Genomic DNA, 17,300 nt, shown 5'->3' on the forward strand with positions numbered 1-17,300 from the left:
GCAGTTTCGCGGCGGCGGCAAGGCGCACGGCCCGGTCGTTCGCAGCCATGAGCATGACCTTCCCAAGAAGGTCCGCGCTCTCGGCCTGAAGCATGCGCTGTCGGCCAAGGCCAAGTCGTCCAGCCTGATCATCATCGATGATCTGAAGCTGACCGAAGCCAAGACGAAGGCGCTGATCGCGAACTTCGAAAAGCTCGGCCTGACCAACGCACTGATGATCGGCGGCGCCGAGCTTGACGTGAACTTCAAGCGCGCGGCCACGAACATCCCGAACATCGACGTGCTGCCGATCCAGGGCATCAACGTCTACGACATTCTGCGCCGCGGCACGCTGGTCCTTTCCAAGGCCGCCGTCGAGGCCCTCGAGGAGCGCTTCAAATGACGGATCTCCGCCACTACGACGTGATCGTCAGCCCGGCGATCACCGAAAAGTCGACCATGGCTTCCGAACAGAACCAGGTCGTGTTCAACGTCGCCAGGAAGGCGACGAAGCCGGAAATCAAGGCTGCCATCGAGGCGCTGTTCAGCGTCAAGGTGACGGCGGTCAACACCCTGATCCGCAAGGGCAAGGTGAAGCGTTTCCGCGGCACGGCAGGCCGGCAGAGCGATGTGAAGAAGGCGATTGTGACGCTGGCCGAGGGCCAGTCGATCGACGTCGCTACGGGTCTCTGAGAGGCGCGAGGACAGTAAAATGGCATTGAAGAATTTCAAACCGGTAACGCCCAGCCTTCGTCAGCTGGTTCTCGTCGACCGCTCGGCTCTCTACAAGGGCAAGCCGGTCAAGGGCCTGACGGAAGGCCTGACCAAGTCGGGCGGCCGCAATAATTACGGCCGCATCACCGCCCGCTTCATCGGCGGCGGCCACAAGCGTTCGTATCGCATCATCGACTTCAAGCGCCGCAAGTTCGATATGCAGGCGACGGTCGAGCGGATCGAGTACGACCCGAACCGCACCGCCTTCATCGCGCTGGTCAAGTATGACGACGGCGAGCTGAACTACATCCTGGCGCCGCAGCGTCTGGCCGTCGGCGACAAGATCATCGCCGGCGAGGCGGTCGACGTGAAGCCGGGCAATGCGATGCCGCTTTCGGCCATGCCGGTCGGCACCATCGTCCACAATGTCGAGCTGAAGCCCGGCAAGGGCGGCCAGATCGCGCGTTCGGCCGGTTCCTACGCACAGCTCGTCGGCCGCGACCAGGGCATGGCGATCCTGCGCCTCAACTCGGGCGAGCAGCGCGTCGTCAGCGGCCTGTGCATCGCCACCGTCGGCGCGGTCTCCAATCCGGACCACGCCAACATCAACCTCGGCAAGGCCGGCCGCAAGGTCTGGCTCGGCAAGCGCCCGCACAATCGCGGCGTGACCATGAACCCGGTCGATCACCCGCATGGCGGCGGCGAAGGCCGTACCTCGGGCGGACGCAATCCGGTGTCGCCGTGGGGCAAGCCGACCAAGGGCAAGAAGACGCGGTCCAACAAGGCGACCGACAAGTTCATCCTGCGCTCGCGTCATCAGCGCAAGAGCTAAAGAGAGGTAGTCCGACGTGACCCGTTCAGTTTGGAAAGGCCCGTTCATCGACGGCTTTCTCTTGAAGAAAGCCGAGAAGGTGCGCGAAGGCGGCCGTAGCGAAGTGATCAAGATGTGGAGCCGCCGCTCTACCATTCTGCCCCAGTTCGTCGGCCTTACCTTCGGCGTCTACAACGGCCAGAAGCACATCCCGGTCTCCGTGTCGGAAGACATGGTCGGCCACAAGTTCGGCGAATTCGCCCCGACCCGGACCTATTACGGTCACGGCGCGGACAAGAAAGCGAAGAGGAAGTAACATGGGCAAGGCCAAAGCTCCGCGCAGGCTTGCTGACAACGAGGCGCGCGCGGTTCTCCGCACCATCCGCATCAGCCCGCAGAAGCTGAACCTCGTTGCCGCGCTCATCCGCGGCAAGAAGGTGGCGACTGCGCTGTCGGATCTCGAATTTTCGCGCAAGCGCATTTCCGGCACCGTCAAGAAGACGCTGGAATCGGCGATCGCCAATGCCGAGAACAATCACGACCTCGACGTCGACGCCCTCGTGGTGGCCGAAGCCTATGTCGGAAAGTCGATTGTCATGAAGCGTTTCCATGCACGTGGCCGCGGCCGCGCCAGCCGGATCGAGAAGCCGTTTTCGCACCTCACGATCGTCGTTCGTGAAGTCGAAGAGAAAGGGGAGGCCGCCTGATGGGTCAGAAAATCAATCCGATCGGTTTCCGCCTCGGCATCAACCGCACCTGGGACTCGCGCTGGTACGCAAACACCGGCGAGTACGGCAAGCTGCTGCATGAAGACATCAAGATTCGCGAATACCTGAAGAACGAGCTGAAGCAGGCCGCGATCTCGAAGGTCGTCATCGAGCGTCCGCACAAGAAGTGCCGCGTCACCATCCATGCCGCCCGTCCTGGCCTGATCATCGGCAAGAAGGGCGCGGACATCGAGAAGCTTCGCAAGAAGCTGATGGAGATGACGAAGTCGGAGACGCACCTGAACATCGTCGAGGTGCGCAAGCCCGAGATCGACGCCATTCTGGTCGCGCAGTCCATCGCGCAGCAGCTCGAGCGCCGCATCGCGTTCCGCCGCGCCATGAAGCGCGCCGTGCAGTCGGCCATGCGTCTCGGCGCCGAAGGCATCCGCATCAACTGCTCGGGCCGTCTCGGCGGCGCTGAAATCGCGCGCATGGAGTGGTACCGCGAAGGCCGCGTGCCGCTGCACACGCTGCGCGCCGATGTCGATTACGGCACGGCCGAAGCGCAGACCGCCTACGGCATCTGCGGCGTCAAGGTCTGGGTGTTCAAGGGCGAGATCCTCGAGCACGACCCGATGGCTTCGGAGCGCCGCGCCACCGAAGGCGATCATTCGCATGCAGGCGACCGGGGCGAGCGCAGCCGCCGCCGCGAAAACGCCTGATAAGCATTAGGATTTGGAGTAAAGAACGATGCTGCAGCCAAAGCGCACAAAGTTCCGCAAGCAGTTCAAGGGACGCATCCACGGGATTGCCAAGGGCGGCACGAACCTGGATTTCGGCGGCTTTGGTCTGAAGGCGATGGAGCCGGACCGCGTCACCGCGCGTCAGATCGAGGCGGCTCGCCGCGCGATCACCCGCGAGATGAAGCGCCAGGGCCGCGTCTGGATCCGCGTGTTCCCGGACGTGCCGGTGACCTCCAAGCCGACCGAAGTCCGCATGGGCAAGGGCAAGGGCGCGGTGGATTTCTGGGCATGCCGGGTCAAGCCGGGCCGCATCATGTTCGAGATCGACGGCGTCTCCGAGGAAATCGCCCGCGAGGCGCTGCGTCTCGGCGCGGCCAAGCTCTCGGTCAAGACGCGCTTCGTTCAGCGCATCGCAGAATAAGGGAAGGGCTGATCATGAAAGCCTCTGACGTCAGGGTGAAGACCCAGGACCAGCTCAACGACGAACTGGCCTCGCTTAAGAAGGAGCAGTTCAACCTGCGCTTCCAGAAGGCGACCGGCCAGCTCGAGAAGACCGCGCGCGTCAAGCAGGTCCGCAGGGACATTGCGCGCATCAAGACCATCGCCGCCGAAAAATCGGCCGGCAAGAAGGCTTAAGGACGAAAAACATGCCAAAGCGCATTCTGCAGGGCACCGTCGTCAGCGACAAGAACGAGAAGACGGTCGTCGTCAAGGTCGAACGGCGCTTCACGCATCCCGTGATGAAGAAGACCGTGCGCCAGACCAAGAAATACAAGGCGCATGACGAGAACAACGCCTGCAAGGTCGGCGATCAGGTCTTCATCCAGGAGTCGGCTCCGATCTCCAAGGACAAGCGCTGGGTCGTCATCACCGAAGCCCAGGCTCAGTAACGAAATTTTGGACAAGCCGGGCAGGGCGCATGACGCCACTGTCCACGAATAAAGAAGGCGGCCAGTCATGATTCAGATGCAAACAAACCTCGACGTCGCGGATAATTCCGGCGCCCGTCGTGTCATGTGCATCAAGGTGCTGGGCGGCTCGAAGCGGAAATACGCTTCCGTCGGCGACATCATCGTGGTGTCGATCAAGGAAGCCATCCCGCGCGGCCGCGTCAAGAAGGGCGATGTGATGAAGGCGGTCGTGGTTCGCACGGCCAAGGACATCCGCCGCCCGGACGGCAGCGTGATCCGTTTCGACAAGAACGCGGCCGTTCTCGTCGACAACAAGAAAGAGCCCATCGGCACGCGCATCTTCGGCCCGGTTCCGCGCGAACTGCGCGCCAAGAACCACATGAAGATCATCTCGCTCGCGCCTGAAGTGCTGTAAGGAGCCGGAAAAATGCAGAAGATTCGCAAAGGCGACAAGGTCGTCGTCCTGGCCGGCAAGGACAAGGGCCGTACCGGCGAAGTGCTCAGCGTAGCACCGAAGGACGACAAGGCCATCGTTCGCGGCGTCAACCTGGTGCGCCGCCACCAGAAACAGTCCCAGTCCCAAGAGGGCGGGATCATTACGAAGGAAGCGTCGATCCATTTGTCGAACATCGCGCTGGCCGACCCCAAGGACGGAAAGCCGACCCGCGTCGGCTTCCAGGTCCAGGACGGCAAGAAGGTGCGCGTGGCAAAGCGCTCGGGAGAAGTGATCAATGGCTAAGGCAGAATATCAGGCCCGCCTGAAGACGGTCTACAACGAGACCATCCGCAAGGCGCTGCTCGAAGAGTTCAAGTATGAGAACGAGATGGAGGTCCCGCGCCTCGACAAGATCGTGCTCAACATGGGCGTCGGCGAGGCGACCGCGGATTCCAAGAAGCCGTCGGTTGCGGCTGCCGACCTGGCGCTGATCGCCGGCCAGAAGCCGGTCATCACCTATGCCCGCAACTCGATCGCCGGCTTCAAGGTCCGCGAAAAGATGCCGATCGGCACCAAGGTGACGCTCCGCAAGGAGCGCATGTACGAGTTCCTGGATCGCCTGGTCAACATCGCGCTTCCGCGCGTTCGCGACTTCCGCGGCCTGAACCCCAAGAGCTTCGATGGCCGGGGCAACTATGCCATGGGCATCAAGGAACACATCGTGTTTCCGGAGATCAACTACGACAAGGTTGATCAGATCTGGGGCATGGACATCATCGTTTGTACGACTGCGAAGACGGACGACGAAGCCCGGGCGCTGCTCAAGGCTTTCAACTTCCCCTTCCGCCAGTAACGGCAGCGAGAAAAGGAAAATCTGAAATGGCAAAGACCAGCTCAGTCGAGAAGAACAACAGGCGCCGCCGGCTCGTCGACCAGAAGGCCGCGAAGCGCAAGGCTCTCAAGGCGACGATCATGGACAAGAACGTCCCGATCGAAGAGCGTTTCCGGGCCCAGCTGAAGCTCGCGGCAATGCCGCGCAACTCGGCCAAGACCCGTATCCGCAATCGCTGCGAAGTCACCGGCCGTCCGCGCGCCTATTATCGCAAACTGAAGATGTCGCGCATCGCGCTTCGTGAACTTGGCTCGCTGGGCGCAGTGCCCGGTCTCGTCAAGTCGAGCTGGTAAGGAGGACATAACATGTCATTGAGTGATCCTCTCGGCGATATGCTGACCCGCATCCGCAACGCCTATGGCCGCAAGAAGTCGAAGGTTTCGACGCCGGCCTCGCGTCTGCGCGCCCGCGTTCTCGACGTTCTGAAGAATGAAGGCTATATCCGCGACTACACGCAGACCGACTTCGACAACGGCAAGTCCGAGATCGAGATCGAGCTGAAGTATTTCGACGGCGCCCCAGTCATTCGCGAGATCGCCCGCGTTTCGAAGCCCGGCCGCCGCGTCTACGTGTCGGTCAAGTCGATCCCGCAGGTCGCCAACGGCCTCGGCATCTCGATCCTTTCGACCCCGAAGGGCGTGATGGCCGACCATGAAGCGCGCGAGCAGAATGTCGGCGGGGAAATCCTCTGCCAGATTTTCTGATCTGGCCGGCGTGAAGTAAGGACAAGAAAATGTCTCGTATTGGCAAAAAACCCGTTCCGCTGCCGCAAGGCGTGACCGCTACCGTCGACGGCCAGACCGTCACCGCGAAGGGTCCGAAGGGCGAGCTGAAGTTCGTGGTCAACGACGAAGTCCTGGTCAAGATGGAGAATGGCGAGATCGCCGTTCAGCCTCGCGACCAGACCAAGGTCTCGCGCTCCAAGTGGGGCATGTCGCGCACGCAGATCGTCAACATCGTCGAGGGCGTGAAGCAGGGCTTCGAAAAGCGGCTCGAGATCAGCGGCGTCGGCTATCGTGCGGCGCTTCAGGGCAAGAACCTGCAGCTCGCGCTTGGCTTCAGCCACGATGTCGTCTATCAGACGCCCGAAGGCATCACGATCACCGTGCCGAAGCCGACCGAAATCGTGGTCGCAGGCATCGACAAGCAGGCGGTCGGCCAGGTTGCTGCGGAAATCCGGAAGTATCGCGGACCCGAGCCCTACAAGGGCAAGGGCGTGAAATACGCCGGTGAGAAGATCGTCCGCAAAGAAGGCAAGAAGAAATAAGGCCACGGTGCGCGGTCGCGGGAGGCATTACGCCTACCGCATATGGCCGCGCCCGTTTCACAAGGCAGGGAATAAGTACCATGGCTTCCAAGGAATCCACCCAGCGGCGCGCGATGCGCGTACGGCGTCAGATCAAGAAGGTCTCGGGCGATCGCCTGCGCCTTTCGGTCTATCGCTCGTCGAAGAACATCCACGCGCAGATCATCGACGATTCGAAGGGCCACACCGTGGCCGCCGCTTCGACGCTCGAGAAGGATCTGAAGGGCTCGCTGAAGACCGGCGCCGACGTCGCGGCCGCCGCTGCTGTCGGCAAGCTGCTTGCCGAACGCGCCACGAAGGCCGGCGTCAAGGAAGTCGTCTTCGACCGCGGACCGTACATCTATCATGGCCGCATCAAGGCGCTGGCCGATGCCGCCCGCGAGGCTGGCCTCACTTTCTAATTCGCCCCGGCGTCCGAATGTGGCGCTGGATCTTTGTAGAAACCGTGCTTCCGGAAAAGAATAAGGAACAGGATAATGGCACAAGAACGTAGGGATGACCGCCGCGGCGGTCGTGACCGCGAAGAGCGCGACAGCGAGTTTGTCGACAAGCTCGTCCACATCAACCGCGTCGCCAAGGTCGTCAAGGGCGGCCGGCGCTTCGGCTTTGCAGCCCTCGTCGTCGTCGGCGACCAGAAGGGCCGCGTCGGCTTCGGCCACGGCAAGGCTCGCGAAGTGCCTGAGGCAATCCGCAAGGCGACCGAGGCCGCCAAGCGCGAGTTGATCTTCGTGCCGCTCCGTTCGGGCCGCACGCTGCACCACGACGTCGAAGGCCGTCACGGCGCCGGCAAGGTGCTGCTGCGCGCCGCCAAGGCCGGTACCGGCATCATCGCCGGCGGTCCGATGCGCGCCGTTTTCGAGACGCTGGGCATGCACGATGTCGTTGCCAAGTCGATGGGTTCGTCGAACCCGTACAACATGGTGCGCGCGACGTTCGATGCGCTGAAGAGCCAGATGCATCCCAAGGATGTGGCGGCCCAGCGCGGCATCAAGTACTCGACGCTCCAGGCGCGCCGCGGCACCGCCGTAGCGGCCGAGGAATAGTCGTTCGAGCTCAGGGATCACGACCATGGCAAAGAAAGCAACCAAGACCGTAACGGTCGAGCAGATCGGCAGCCCGATCCGCCGTCCGAAGGAGCAGCGCGCGACGCTGGTCGGCCTCGGCCTGAACAAGATGCATCGCCGCCGCACGCTCGAAGACACTCCTTCGGTGCGCGGCATGATCGCGGCGGTACAGCATCTCGTCCGCGTCGTCGACGAGAAGTAGGCCCGGGCGCAGGAGAAAGACAATGAAACTCAACGATCTGCGCGATAATGAAGGCGCGACCCATTCGAAGAAGCGCCTCGGGCGCGGCATCGGCTCGGGTTCCGGCAAGACGGCCGGCCGCGGCGTGAAAGGCCAGAAGGCGCGCTCCGGCGTCGCCATCAACGGCTTCGAGGGCGGCCAGATGCCGCTCTACCGGCGCCTGCCGAAGCGCGGCTTCAACAACATCTTCCGCAAGGATTATGTGACCGTGTCGCTGGCCCGCATCCAGATTGCGCTCGACGCCAAGAAGCTCGACGCCAAGGCGACCGTGAACGCCGAGGCTCTCGTCAAGGCCGGCGTCATCCGCCGCGCCAAGGATGGCGTGCGCCTGCTCAGCGACGGCGAACTGAAGTCGAAGCTCAGCTTTGACGTCGCCGGCGCATCGAAGGCCGCAATCGAGAAGGTCGAGAAGGCCGGCGGGACCGTAAAGGTTCCCGAGAAGGCCGACGCGTCGGAATAATTGCACTTTTCAAGCGGCGGTCCCGGCGGCCGCCGCTTGCATCTTTGCCGTCCGAAGCCTATCTCGGAGCTTCGTCGACAATGCCGCCCGCTGCGGGCTTTCAAGCGTGACGAAGCGGAGACTTCCATATGGCATCGGCTGCTGAACAACTTGCATCCAATCTGAATTTCGCAGCCTTCGCCAAGGCCGAAGACCTGAAGAAGCGCATCTGGTTCACCCTGGGCGCGCTCCTGGTCTACCGGCTCGGCACCTACATCCCGCTTCCAGGCATCAATCCCGACGCGTTCGCGCAGGCTTTCACGCAGCAGTCCGGCGGCGTGCTCGGCATGTTCAACATGTTTGCCGGCGGCGCGGTCGAGCGCATGGCGCTGTTTGCGCTCGGCATCATGCCCTACATCTCCGCCTCGATCATCATGCAGCTGATGACTTCGGTCATCCCCACGCTCGAAGCCTTGAAGAAGGAAGGCGAGCAGGGCCGCAAGGTCATCAACCAGTATACGCGCTACGGCACCGTGCTGCTCGCCATCGTCCAGGCCTACGGCATCTCGGTCGGGCTCGAGAGCGGCGCGGGCATCGTCACCGATCCCGGCATGTTCTTCCGCGCCACCACCGTCATCACGCTGGTCGGCGGCACCATGTTCCTGATGTGGCTCGGCGAGCAGATCACCGCGCGCGGCATCGGCAACGGCATTTCGCTGATCATCTTCGCCGGCATCGTAGCCGGCCTGCCGTCGGCGATCAGCGGCACACTGGAACTCGGCCGCACCGGCGCGCTGTCGACCGGGCTGATTCTCGCGATCATCGTGCTGGCCATCGCCGTCATCGCGATCATCGTCTTCTTCGAGCGCGCCCAGCGCCGGCTTTTGATCCAGTATCCCAAGCGCCAGGTCGGCAACCGCATGTTCCAGGGCGATACGTCGCACCTGCCGCTGAAGCTCAACACCGCCGGCGTCATTCCGCCGATCTTCGCCTCGTCTCTGCTGCTCCTGCCGGCGACGGTTGCAGGCTTTTCGGCAACGACGACTATGCCCGGCTGGGCAAGCACCGCCCTGGCAGCCCTTGGACATGGGCAGCCGCTCTACATGCTGCTTTACGCGGCCATGATCGCGTTCTTCGCCTTCTTCTACACGGCGATCGTGTTCAATCCGAAGGATACGGCCGACCAGTTGAAGAAGCATTCCGGCTTCATCCCCGGCTACCGCCCGGGCGAGCGCACCGCCGAATACATCGACTACGTGCTGACGCGCATCACCGTTGTCGGCGCCATCTACCTCGTTCTCGTCTGCCTGCTGCCCGAATTCCTGATCTCGGCGACTGGCGTGCCGTTCTACCTTGGTGGCACTTCGCTTCTGATCGTTGTCAGTGTAACGCTGGATACGGTTGCGCAGATCCAGGGTCACCTGATTGCCCACCAGTATGAGGGACTGATCAAGAAGTCGAAGCTGCGCGGGGGCAAGAGAGGCAGATGAGGTTGATATTGCTTGGGCCGCCGGGGGCGGGCAAGGGGACGCAAGCACAGAGACTGGTCGAAAAACACGGCATCCCTCAGCTCTCCACGGGTGACATGCTGCGTGCGGCGGTGCAGGCCGGCACCGATGTCGGCAAGCGCGCCAAGGCCGTAATGGATGCCGGCGAATTGGTTTCGGACGCCATCGTCAATGCCATCGTCGCCGAACGCCTCGACCAGCCGGATGCGGCCCGAGGCTTCATCCTTGACGGATACCCGCGCACCCTGGTGCAGGCCGACGCTGTCCAGACGATGCTCGAGGATCGCGGCCTGGTTCTCGACGCGGTCATAGAACTCGTCGTCGACGACAAGGCACTGGTCGGCCGGATCGTCAAGCGCGCCGAGGAGACCCGGGCCGCCGGCCAGCCGGTGCGCAAGGACGACAATCCGGAGGTGTTCGACGAGCGGCTGCGGGAATATTATAAGAAGACGGCGCCGCTGATCGGCTACTACTACGCCAAGGGCATGCTGAAATCGGTCGATGGCATGGCCGATATAGACGCGGTGACGAAGCAGATCGAGGCGGTTCTGGCCGGAACGCACAAAACGTAGCCGACCGCACTTGACGAGCAATCCGTTCTGGACTATGGCAGCCCGTCTCCCATTCAGGCATGAAACGGCCGGTCCGCGAGGACTTGACGGTCTATTGAATAGGAACTCCCGCACGGGCCGGCCTCCACCGGACGCGGGTCAACCCAAACGCCGGCTCGACCGGCCCACATGGAGAAGAAGATGGCCCGTATAGCAGGCGTCAACATTCCGACCAACAAGCGCGTCGTCATCGCGCTTCAGTACATTCACGGCATCGGCAAGAAGTTCGCTTCCGAGATCGTCGAGAAGGTCGGCATTCCGGCCGAGCGCCGCGTCAACCAGCTGACCGACGCCGAAGTCCTGGCCATCCGCGAGGCGATCGACCGCGACTATCAGGTCGAGGGTGACCTGCGCCGCGAAGTGTCGATGAACATCAAGCGGCTCATGGATCTCGGCTCGTATCGCGGCCTGCGCCATCGCCGCTCGCTGCCGGTCCGCGGTCAGCGCACGCATACCAATGCGCGCACCCGCAAGGGCCCGGCCAAGGCGATTGCCGGCAAGAAGAAGTAATTTGAGGCATTGGGCAGTAGGCAATGGGCAGTAGGGAAATCCGACTGCCTACTGCCTAACCCCTACTGCCTCCAGGTGGAGCCGCTGGCATTACGGCGGTGTAGAGATCAACTGAAAGGACCATCATGGCCAAGGAAGCCGGGCGTATTCGCCGTCGTGAACGCAAGAACATTTCGTCGGGCGTAGCCCACGTCAATTCGACCTTCAACAACACGATGATCACCATCACCGACGCGCAGGGCAATACGATTGCCTGGTCGTCGGCTGGAGCCCAGGGCTTTAAGGGCTCGCGCAAGTCGACCCCGTTCGCCGCGCAGATGGCTGCCGAGGACGTGAGCAAGAAGGCCCAGGAGCATGGCATGCGCATGCTCGAGGTGGAGGTCTGCGGTCCGGGTTCAGGCCGTGAATCGGCGCTGCGCGCGCTGCAGGCCGGCGGCTTCACGATCACCTCGATCCGCGATGTTACGCCGATCCCGCACAATGGCTGCCGCCCGCGCAAGAAGCGCCGCGTCTGATTATTGCTTAACCGCCGCGTGAGCGTCTTCGGGCGCCTGCGCGGCTTTCCATATCGCCTGCCACGATTGGATGGTGGCAGGATATCGGAAGGAAGATAAAATGATCCAGAAAAACTGGCAGGAACTGATCAAGCCCAACAAGATCGAGTTCTCGTCGAAGAAGAAGACCCTGACCACGCTGGTCGCCGAGCCGCTCGAGCGTGGCTTCGGCCTGACGCTCGGCAATGCGCTTCGCCGCGTGTTGCTGTCGTCGCTGCGCGGCGCTGCTGTGACGGCGGTGCAGATCGACGGCGTGCTGCACGAGTTCTCCTCGATCGCCGGCGTCCGCGAGGACGTGACCGACATCGTGCTGAACATCAAGGAAATCGCCATCAAGATGGAAGGCGACGGCCCCAAGCGCATGGTCGTGCGCAAGCAGGGACCGGGCGCAGTGCTGGCCGGCGACATCCAGACCGTGGGCGACGTCGAGATCCTCAACCCCGACCACGTGATCTGCACGCTGGACGAGGGCGCCGAGATCCGCATGGAATTCACCGTCGACACCGGCAAGGGCTATGTTCCCGCAGACCGCAACCGCGCCGAAGACGCGCCGATCGGTCTTATCCCGGTCGACAGCCTCTATTCGCCGGTCAAGAAGGTCTCCTACAAGGTCGAGAACACCCGCGAGGGCCAGGTTCTCGACTACGACAAGCTGACCATGACCATCGAGACCGACGGCTCGATCACCGGCGAGGACGCGGTCGCTTTCGCCGCGCGCATCCTGCAGGACCAACTCGGCCTGTTCGTCAATTTCGAGGAGCCGCACAAGGTGCAGCCGGAAGAGGCCGTGACCGAACTGGCGTTCAACCCTGCGCTCTTGAAGAAGGTCGACGAGCTCGAGCTTTCGGTGCGTTCGGCCAACTGCCTGAAGAACGACAACATCGTCTATATCGGCGACCTGATCCAGAAGACCGAAGCCGAGATGCTGCGCACCCCGAACTTCGGCCGCAAGTCGCTGAACGAGATCAAGGAAGTGCTTGCCGCGATGGGTCTCCATCTCGGCATGGAAGTGGCCGACTGGCCGCCGGAAAACATCGAAGATCTCGCCAAGCGTTACGAAGACCAGTATTGAGCCTGATCCCGGGAGGGTTTAGCCTCCCGGACATGCTCTGATGAAATCAGAGGCCATGGCCTCGAACCAGGATTGAAGGAGAAGAGCCATGCGCCATGGATTTACCGGCCGCCGGCTGGGCCGCAGTGCAAGCCATCGCAGCGCGATGTTCGCCAACCTCGCGGTCTCGCTGATCGAGCATGAGCAGATCGTCACGACGCTGCCCAAGGCGAAGGATCTGCGTCCGATCGTCGAGAAGCTCGTCACGCTCGGCAAGCGCGGCGACCTGCACGCCCGCCGTCAGGTGATCGCGCAGATCGGCAATGAAGGCGTCGTCAAGCGCCTGTTCGACACGATCGCCCCGCGCTACGCCACCCGCAATGGCGGCTATCTGCGCATCATGAAGGCCGGCTTCCGCCATGGCGACAACGCCCCGCTGGCCGTCATCGAGTTCGTCGATCGCGACACCTCCGCAAAGGGCGCCGCCGACCGCGCCCGCGTCGAGGCCGAAGAGGCCAATTCGGAAGCCGAAGCGGCATAAGCTGGCAGCTTTCAAGAGATCCAACAAAAGGGGCCTACGTGGCCCCTTTTGCATTTCTGGACATCTGGATACGAGAGCCGATCGTCAAGGCGCGCACGCGGACCCCAGGAGTCTTCCGATGAAACTTCTCTATCAGACACACTCCCCCTATGCCCGTAAGGTTCTCGTAGCCGCCCATGAGGTCGGTCTCGCCGACAAATTGGAAGTTGTTCATCAGGAGACGAGTCCGACCCGGCGCAATGAGGATGTCATTTCGCTAAATCCTCTCGGCAAGGTGCCGGTGTTGATCTGCGATGACGGTCTCGTGCTTTTCGACTCCACCGTCATCTGCGAATATCTGGACGGCATGCACGAAGGTCAAAAACTGATCCCGGCAAGCGGCAAGGCGCGCTGGCTTGCACTGAGGCTTCAGGCGCTTGCGCAGGGGATGGCCGATTCCGGCATTGCGGTCCGGTGGGAAGCCGAGAGGCGGCCTGAGGCGCTGCGGTGGCCGACCATGCGAGATGCGCAATTGCAGAAGATTGCCGAAGCCTGCGACTTCGTCGAGCAGGAGGTTGAGCTCAAGGAATCGCCGGATATTGGCGAGATCGCATTGGCGACGACGCTTAGCTGGATTGCGTTTCGTGACGTCTATTCCTTCGGGGCCGGAAGGCCCCGGCTTTCGTCGTGGTACGACAGTTTCTCCAGGCGCCCGTCAATGGCAGCTACGACCCTTGCGGGAGAGACACAGGACTGAGGCTGCTGGAAATCGGGCCGGCCTCGGCGCGCCTGTCCCCGGCGCGCCGCAATGTTTCAGGGTTTTTGCGCTCAATCCGAGCGCTATAAGATCACGCAAAGCCTTTCATTCCGCACAATCTTCACGACAATGCGCGCAACCATTCTTCGGAGGATTCGCATGTCTTTTGCGACTAGATTGCCGCATGTCCTGATCGCCACCTGGCTCGCATCCGCGCCGGCGTTTTTTGTGCTTCCGGCGGACGCGCAGGACGCTCCGGCAGCCCAGAATGCTCCCGCTGCCGAGAATGCGCCTGCGGCCAAGCCGGCGCAGAAGGAAGATCCCGGCCTCAAGGACGTGCTGAACGAGCTTCTGAGCGGCGGCGAGGAGCCGCTGCCGCCGCCAGCACCCCAGGGCCGGCGGCTGCCGTTCGGGCGAACGGAGATCCAGCTTTCCTTCGCACCGCTGGTCAAGGAGACGGCTCCGGCGGTCGTCAATGTCTATGCTTCGCAGCAGGCGCGCCTGCGCTCGCCTTTCGAGGGCGATCCGTTTTTCGAGCGCTTCTTCGGTCGCCAGGCGCCGCCGCGCGCGCAATCGGCGCTCGGTTCGGGCGTTCTCGTCGATCCGAGCGGCATCGTCATTACCAATTATCACGTCATCCGCGATGCCGACGCGGTGAAGGTTGCAACCGCCGACGGCCGCGAGTTCGAGAGCAAGGTGCTGCTCAAGGACGAATCGCTCGACCTCGGCGTGCTCAAGATCGAGAGCAACGAGCCGTTTCCGGTGATCCCGATCGGCGATTCCGACGCGCTGGAGGTGGGCGATCTCGTCCTGGCGATGGGCAACCCGTTCGGCGTCGGCCAGACCACCACCAGCGGCATCGTCTCTGCACTCGCCCGCACGCATATCGGCGTCAGCGACTTCGGCTTCTTCATCCAGACCGACGCGGCGATCAATCCTGGAAATTCCGGCGGTCCGCTGATCAACATGACCGGCCAGCTCGTCGGCATCAACACCGCAATCTACAGCCGCAGCGGTGGCTCGATCGGCATCGGCTTCGCCATTCCCTCCAATATCGTTCGCGCCGTGACCGAGGCCGCCAAGCAGGGTCGCGACTTCTTCGAACGCCCGTTCATCGGTGCGACTTTCGAGCCGGTCACCGCGCAGATCGCCGATGCTCTCGGCATGGCGCGTCCTTCCGGCGCGCTTGTTGCGGCGCTCGACCCGGAAGGGCCGGCGGCGCGGGCCGGCCTGAGGCCGGGCGACGTCATCCTCGCCATGAACGATGTCGCTATCGAACATGTGGATGCACTGGGCTATCGTCTGGCGACAAAGCCCGTCGGCGGCAAGGCCAGCCTGAAGGTGCTCAGCCAGAACGAGGAAAAGACGGTCGAGATCAGCCTCGAGCGGGCGCCGGAGGGCGCATCGGCCAAGGAAGTCGTGATCAAGGGACGCAGCCCGTTTTCGGGAGCGAAGGTCGCCGAGCTTTCGCCGCGCCTGGCGCAGCGCCTTCGTTTGAGGACCGACACCAAGGGCGTGACCATCCTCGACGTGGACCGCAACTCGCCGGCGGCCAGCTTCGGCTTCCAGCCGCGCGACATCGTGCGTGAGGTCAATGGCGAACTGATCGACACGCCCGACAAGCTGGCGGCGGTCGCCGGGCAGCAGACGCGCTGGTGGCGCTTCACGGTGGAGCGAGACGGGCAAATGCTGCGCCAGATGCTGCGGTATTGAGTGGACTATGGCTGACCTGTTCAAGGCCGACGAGCCGGAAAAAGCGCCTCCCGGAAGGCCGCTGGCCGACCGGCTGCGCCCGGCGAGCCTTGCCGAAGTGGTCGGCCAGGAGCACCTGACCGGCGAGGACGGCGCGCTGACGCGCATGATCCGCTCGGGCTCGCTAGGCTCCATGATCTTCTGGGGACCGCCGGGAACGGGAAAGACCACGGTCGCCAGGCTGCTGGCCGGAGAGACCGGCCTTGCCTTCGAGCAGCTTTCGGCGATCTTTTCGGGCGTTGCCGATCTGAAGAAGATGTTCGAGATGGCGCGGCTACGCCGCTCGCAGGGCCGCCAGACGCTGCTTTTCGTCGACGAGATCCACCGCTTCAACCGCGCCCAGCAGGATTCTTTCCTTCCCGTCATGGAGGACGGCACCGTAATCCTGGTCGGCGCGACCACTGAAAACCCGTCCTTCGAGCTCAATGCGGCTCTGCTGTCGCGGGCGCGGGTTCTGGTATTTCATTCGCTGGGCGAGGACAGCATCGAAAGATTGCTCGCCCGAGCCGAGGAGACCGAGGGCAAAAGGCTGCCGCTGGACGAAGAGGCGAGGGCGGTGCTCGTGCGCATGTCGGACGGCGACGGGCGCGCCGCGCTGACATTGGCGGAAGAAGTCTGGCGCGCCGCCAAGTCCAAGGAGGTGTTCGACGCCGAGGGCCTGCAGCGCATAGTGCAGCGACGTGCGCCGATCTACGACAAGGGCCAGGACGGCCACTACAATCTGATCTCGGCGCTGCACAAATCGGTGCGCGGCTCCGACCCCGACGCTGCGCTTTATTATCTGGCTCGCATGTTCGACGCCGGCGAGGACCCGCTCTATCTCGGCCGCCGGCTGGTGCGCATGGCGATGGAGGATATCGGCCTTGCCGATCCGCAGGCGCTGGTCGTCGCCAATGCGGCCAAGGACGCCTACGATTATCTCGGCTCGCCGGAGGGCGAACTCGCCTTCGCGGAAGCGACCGTCTATCTCGCCACCGCACCCAAATCCAACGCCGTCTATACCGCCTTCAAGGGCGCGATGCGCGCGGCCAAGGAGAACGGATCGCTGCTGCCGCCCAAGCACATTCTGAACGCGCCGACCACGCTGATGAAGGAAGAGAGCTACGGCAAGGGCTACGAATACGACCACGATACGCCAGAAGCCTTTTCCGGCCAGGACTATTTTCCCGAGAAGATGGGCCGCCAGACGTTCTACGACCCGCCCGAGCGCGGCTTCGAGCGCGAGATCAGGAAGCGGCTGGAATACTGGACGAAGCTCAGGGCCGAGCGATCAAAGGACAGTGGTTGACAGCCGATCGCTTCACGGGAACTGAGGAAGCAGCGCGCCCCTATTCCTGCCAGGGTTCCGAACTCTTGAATTCGACGCCGACGCGCTCGCTCTTTCGCCAGCACACCACGATCCGGTAGGCCAGCCCGTCGGATGGCACGTGCAGCAGGAATCGGACCGGCAGTTCGGTTTCGGCAGCGACATTCAGTTCCGCGCCGCCGGAATGAATATTGCGGACGATGCAGGGGATGCCGGTATTGTCGCCGACCAGGATGAACGCGTTCTTCTGAACGGCGGGCCGCGGTTGGCTGCGGCGTTCCGGTTGGTGGGATGGGGGCATGTCTGCTCCGGGAAGGGCGGCGGCGATCGGTATCTTTGAACCTGCTTATAAAGCAAAGCCAATCGGCGGAACGGGGTCAAGCGCTTATCGTCCAATGCACTGGAAACTTCACGGCAGGCTTATTTCACGGCGCGAGGGAACGTCTTGGCGTTTCGTCGGTTTGGAGCGGCTTTCGATTCCAATGGAG

Annotated in this window: 29 protein-coding genes; 28 read left to right on the plus strand and 1 reads right to left on the minus strand. The window is 62.9% G+C overall.

The annotated features are described in order from the left end of the window. The 28 genes from MAXJ12_RS19635 to MAXJ12_RS19770 form a co-directional block, all read left to right on the plus strand. A partial coding sequence (locus MAXJ12_RS19635; protein WP_008837715.1) for a 50S ribosomal protein L4 occupies positions 1-382 on the plus strand: 382 nt, incomplete at its 5' end. Further along, positions 379-672 carry a 50S ribosomal protein L23 gene (locus tag MAXJ12_RS19640; RefSeq protein WP_008837716.1) on the plus strand — a complete coding sequence of 98 codons (294 nt, stop codon included), beginning with the start codon at positions 379-381 and terminating at the stop codon, positions 670-672. The genes MAXJ12_RS19635 and MAXJ12_RS19640, both read left to right, overlap by 4 nt. A gap of 19 nt (positions 673-691) precedes the next feature. After that, on the plus strand, positions 692-1,525 hold the full coding sequence (rplB, locus tag MAXJ12_RS19645) for a 50S ribosomal protein L2 (protein WP_008837717.1): 834 nt from the start codon (positions 692-694) through the stop codon (positions 1,523-1,525). A gap of 16 nt (positions 1,526-1,541) precedes the next feature. Next, a complete protein-coding gene (gene rpsS, locus MAXJ12_RS19650; protein ID WP_008837718.1) occupies positions 1,542-1,820 on the plus strand; it encodes a 30S ribosomal protein S19 in 279 nt (92 codons plus the stop codon). 1 nt (position 1,821) lies between these two features. Further along, a complete protein-coding gene (gene rplV, locus MAXJ12_RS19655) occupies positions 1,822-2,211 on the plus strand; it encodes a 50S ribosomal protein L22 (RefSeq protein ID WP_008837719.1) in 390 nt (129 codons plus the stop codon). Next, positions 2,211-2,933 (plus strand): 30S ribosomal protein S3, encoded by a 723-nt coding sequence (gene rpsC / locus MAXJ12_RS19660; protein WP_008837720.1) that lies wholly within the window; start codon positions 2,211-2,213, stop codon positions 2,931-2,933. Before rplV ends, rpsC begins: the two co-directional genes overlap by 1 nt. 28 nt (positions 2,934-2,961) lie before the next feature. After that, a complete protein-coding gene (rplP, locus tag MAXJ12_RS19665; protein WP_008837721.1) occupies positions 2,962-3,375 on the plus strand; it encodes a 50S ribosomal protein L16 in 414 nt (137 codons plus the stop codon). A 14-nt stretch (positions 3,376-3,389) separates the two neighbouring features. Beyond that, positions 3,390-3,590 carry a 50S ribosomal protein L29 gene (rpmC, locus tag MAXJ12_RS19670; protein ID WP_008837722.1) on the plus strand — a complete coding sequence of 67 codons (201 nt, stop codon included), beginning with the start codon at positions 3,390-3,392 and terminating at the stop codon, positions 3,588-3,590. Positions 3,591-3,601: 11 nt separating this feature from the next. Beyond that, on the plus strand, positions 3,602-3,844 hold the full coding sequence (gene rpsQ / locus MAXJ12_RS19675) for a 30S ribosomal protein S17 (RefSeq protein ID WP_008837723.1): 243 nt from the start codon (positions 3,602-3,604) through the stop codon (positions 3,842-3,844). A gap of 67 nt (positions 3,845-3,911) precedes the next feature. Then, positions 3,912-4,280, plus strand: coding sequence for a 50S ribosomal protein L14 (gene rplN / locus MAXJ12_RS19680; RefSeq protein WP_006205457.1), 369 nt, complete (start codon positions 3,912-3,914; stop codon positions 4,278-4,280). 12 nt (positions 4,281-4,292) lie between these two features. Next, positions 4,293-4,604: a 50S ribosomal protein L24 gene (rplX, locus tag MAXJ12_RS19685; protein ID WP_008837724.1), complete on the plus strand. Its 312-nt coding sequence runs from the start codon at positions 4,293-4,295 to the stop codon at positions 4,602-4,604. Continuing rightward, complete coding sequence (rplE, locus tag MAXJ12_RS19690; RefSeq protein ID WP_008837725.1) at positions 4,597-5,154, plus strand: 50S ribosomal protein L5; 558 nt, start codon at positions 4,597-4,599, stop codon at positions 5,152-5,154. Before rplX ends, rplE begins: the two co-directional genes overlap by 8 nt. Before the next feature lie 26 nt (positions 5,155-5,180). Further along, positions 5,181-5,486 carry a 30S ribosomal protein S14 gene (gene rpsN / locus MAXJ12_RS19695; RefSeq protein ID WP_008837726.1) on the plus strand — a complete coding sequence of 102 codons (306 nt, stop codon included), beginning with the start codon at positions 5,181-5,183 and terminating at the stop codon, positions 5,484-5,486. 12 nt (positions 5,487-5,498) lie between these two features. Next, on the plus strand, positions 5,499-5,897 hold the full coding sequence (gene rpsH / locus MAXJ12_RS19700; RefSeq protein ID WP_008837727.1) for a 30S ribosomal protein S8: 399 nt from the start codon (positions 5,499-5,501) through the stop codon (positions 5,895-5,897). A gap of 29 nt (positions 5,898-5,926) precedes the next feature. Beyond that, the gene (gene rplF, locus MAXJ12_RS19705; protein WP_008837728.1) at positions 5,927-6,460 is read left to right on the plus strand and encodes a 50S ribosomal protein L6; all 534 of its coding nucleotides are present in this window, start codon (positions 5,927-5,929) and stop codon (positions 6,458-6,460) included. 80 nt (positions 6,461-6,540) lie between these two features. Then, positions 6,541-6,900 carry a 50S ribosomal protein L18 gene (gene rplR / locus MAXJ12_RS19710; protein WP_008837729.1) on the plus strand — a complete coding sequence of 120 codons (360 nt, stop codon included), beginning with the start codon at positions 6,541-6,543 and terminating at the stop codon, positions 6,898-6,900. A gap of 75 nt (positions 6,901-6,975) precedes the next feature. Continuing rightward, positions 6,976-7,542, plus strand: coding sequence for a 30S ribosomal protein S5 (gene rpsE, locus MAXJ12_RS19715; RefSeq protein WP_008837730.1), 567 nt, complete (start codon positions 6,976-6,978; stop codon positions 7,540-7,542). 25 nt (positions 7,543-7,567) lie between these two features. Next, positions 7,568-7,765: a 50S ribosomal protein L30 gene (rpmD, locus tag MAXJ12_RS19720; RefSeq protein WP_008837731.1), complete on the plus strand. Its 198-nt coding sequence runs from the start codon at positions 7,568-7,570 to the stop codon at positions 7,763-7,765. 22 nt (positions 7,766-7,787) lie between these two features. After that, positions 7,788-8,264: a 50S ribosomal protein L15 gene (rplO, locus tag MAXJ12_RS19725; protein ID WP_008837732.1), complete on the plus strand. Its 477-nt coding sequence runs from the start codon at positions 7,788-7,790 to the stop codon at positions 8,262-8,264. Between the two features lie 128 nt (positions 8,265-8,392). After that, on the plus strand, positions 8,393-9,733 hold the full coding sequence (secY, locus tag MAXJ12_RS19730) for a preprotein translocase subunit SecY (RefSeq protein WP_008837733.1): 1,341 nt from the start codon (positions 8,393-8,395) through the stop codon (positions 9,731-9,733). Then, the gene (locus MAXJ12_RS19735) at positions 9,730-10,323 is read left to right on the plus strand and encodes an adenylate kinase (RefSeq protein WP_008837734.1); all 594 of its coding nucleotides are present in this window, start codon (positions 9,730-9,732) and stop codon (positions 10,321-10,323) included. The genes secY and MAXJ12_RS19735 overlap by 4 nt, the downstream gene beginning before the upstream one ends. A 180-nt stretch (positions 10,324-10,503) precedes the next feature. Then, positions 10,504-10,872: a 30S ribosomal protein S13 gene (gene rpsM / locus MAXJ12_RS19740; RefSeq protein ID WP_008837735.1), complete on the plus strand. Its 369-nt coding sequence runs from the start codon at positions 10,504-10,506 to the stop codon at positions 10,870-10,872. Positions 10,873-10,997: 125 nt separating this feature from the next. Then, positions 10,998-11,387, plus strand: a complete 390-nt coding sequence (gene rpsK, locus MAXJ12_RS19745) for a 30S ribosomal protein S11 (RefSeq protein ID WP_008837736.1) — start codon at positions 10,998-11,000, stop codon at positions 11,385-11,387. 100 nt (positions 11,388-11,487) lie between these two features. Further along, positions 11,488-12,498, plus strand: a complete 1,011-nt coding sequence (locus tag MAXJ12_RS19750; protein WP_008837737.1) for a DNA-directed RNA polymerase subunit alpha — start codon at positions 11,488-11,490, stop codon at positions 12,496-12,498. An 88-nt stretch (positions 12,499-12,586) separates the two neighbouring features. Beyond that, positions 12,587-13,018: a 50S ribosomal protein L17 gene (gene rplQ / locus MAXJ12_RS19755; protein ID WP_008837738.1), complete on the plus strand. Its 432-nt coding sequence runs from the start codon at positions 12,587-12,589 to the stop codon at positions 13,016-13,018. 118 nt (positions 13,019-13,136) lie between these two features. Continuing rightward, positions 13,137-13,754, plus strand: coding sequence for a glutathione S-transferase family protein (locus tag MAXJ12_RS19760; RefSeq protein WP_008837739.1), 618 nt, complete (start codon positions 13,137-13,139; stop codon positions 13,752-13,754). Positions 13,755-13,913: 159 nt separating this feature from the next. Further along, positions 13,914-15,467: a DegQ family serine endoprotease gene (locus tag MAXJ12_RS19765; RefSeq protein WP_008837740.1), complete on the plus strand. Its 1,554-nt coding sequence runs from the start codon at positions 13,914-13,916 to the stop codon at positions 15,465-15,467. A 7-nt stretch (positions 15,468-15,474) separates the two neighbouring features. Next, the gene (locus tag MAXJ12_RS19770) at positions 15,475-16,794 is read left to right on the plus strand and encodes a replication-associated recombination protein A (RefSeq protein ID WP_008837741.1); all 1,320 of its coding nucleotides are present in this window, start codon (positions 15,475-15,477) and stop codon (positions 16,792-16,794) included. A gap of 40 nt (positions 16,795-16,834) precedes the next feature. On the opposite strand, the gene MAXJ12_RS19775 is transcribed toward MAXJ12_RS19770, so the two are convergent. Further along, complete coding sequence (locus tag MAXJ12_RS19775) at positions 16,835-17,113, minus strand: PilZ domain-containing protein (RefSeq protein ID WP_008837742.1); 279 nt, start codon at positions 17,111-17,113, stop codon at positions 16,835-16,837. Between the last annotated feature and the right edge of the window lie 187 nt (positions 17,114-17,300).

It is taken from the genome of Mesorhizobium alhagi CCNWXJ12-2 (genome assembly GCF_000236565.1).
GTDB lineage: Bacteria > Pseudomonadota > Alphaproteobacteria > Rhizobiales > Rhizobiaceae > Allomesorhizobium > Allomesorhizobium alhagi.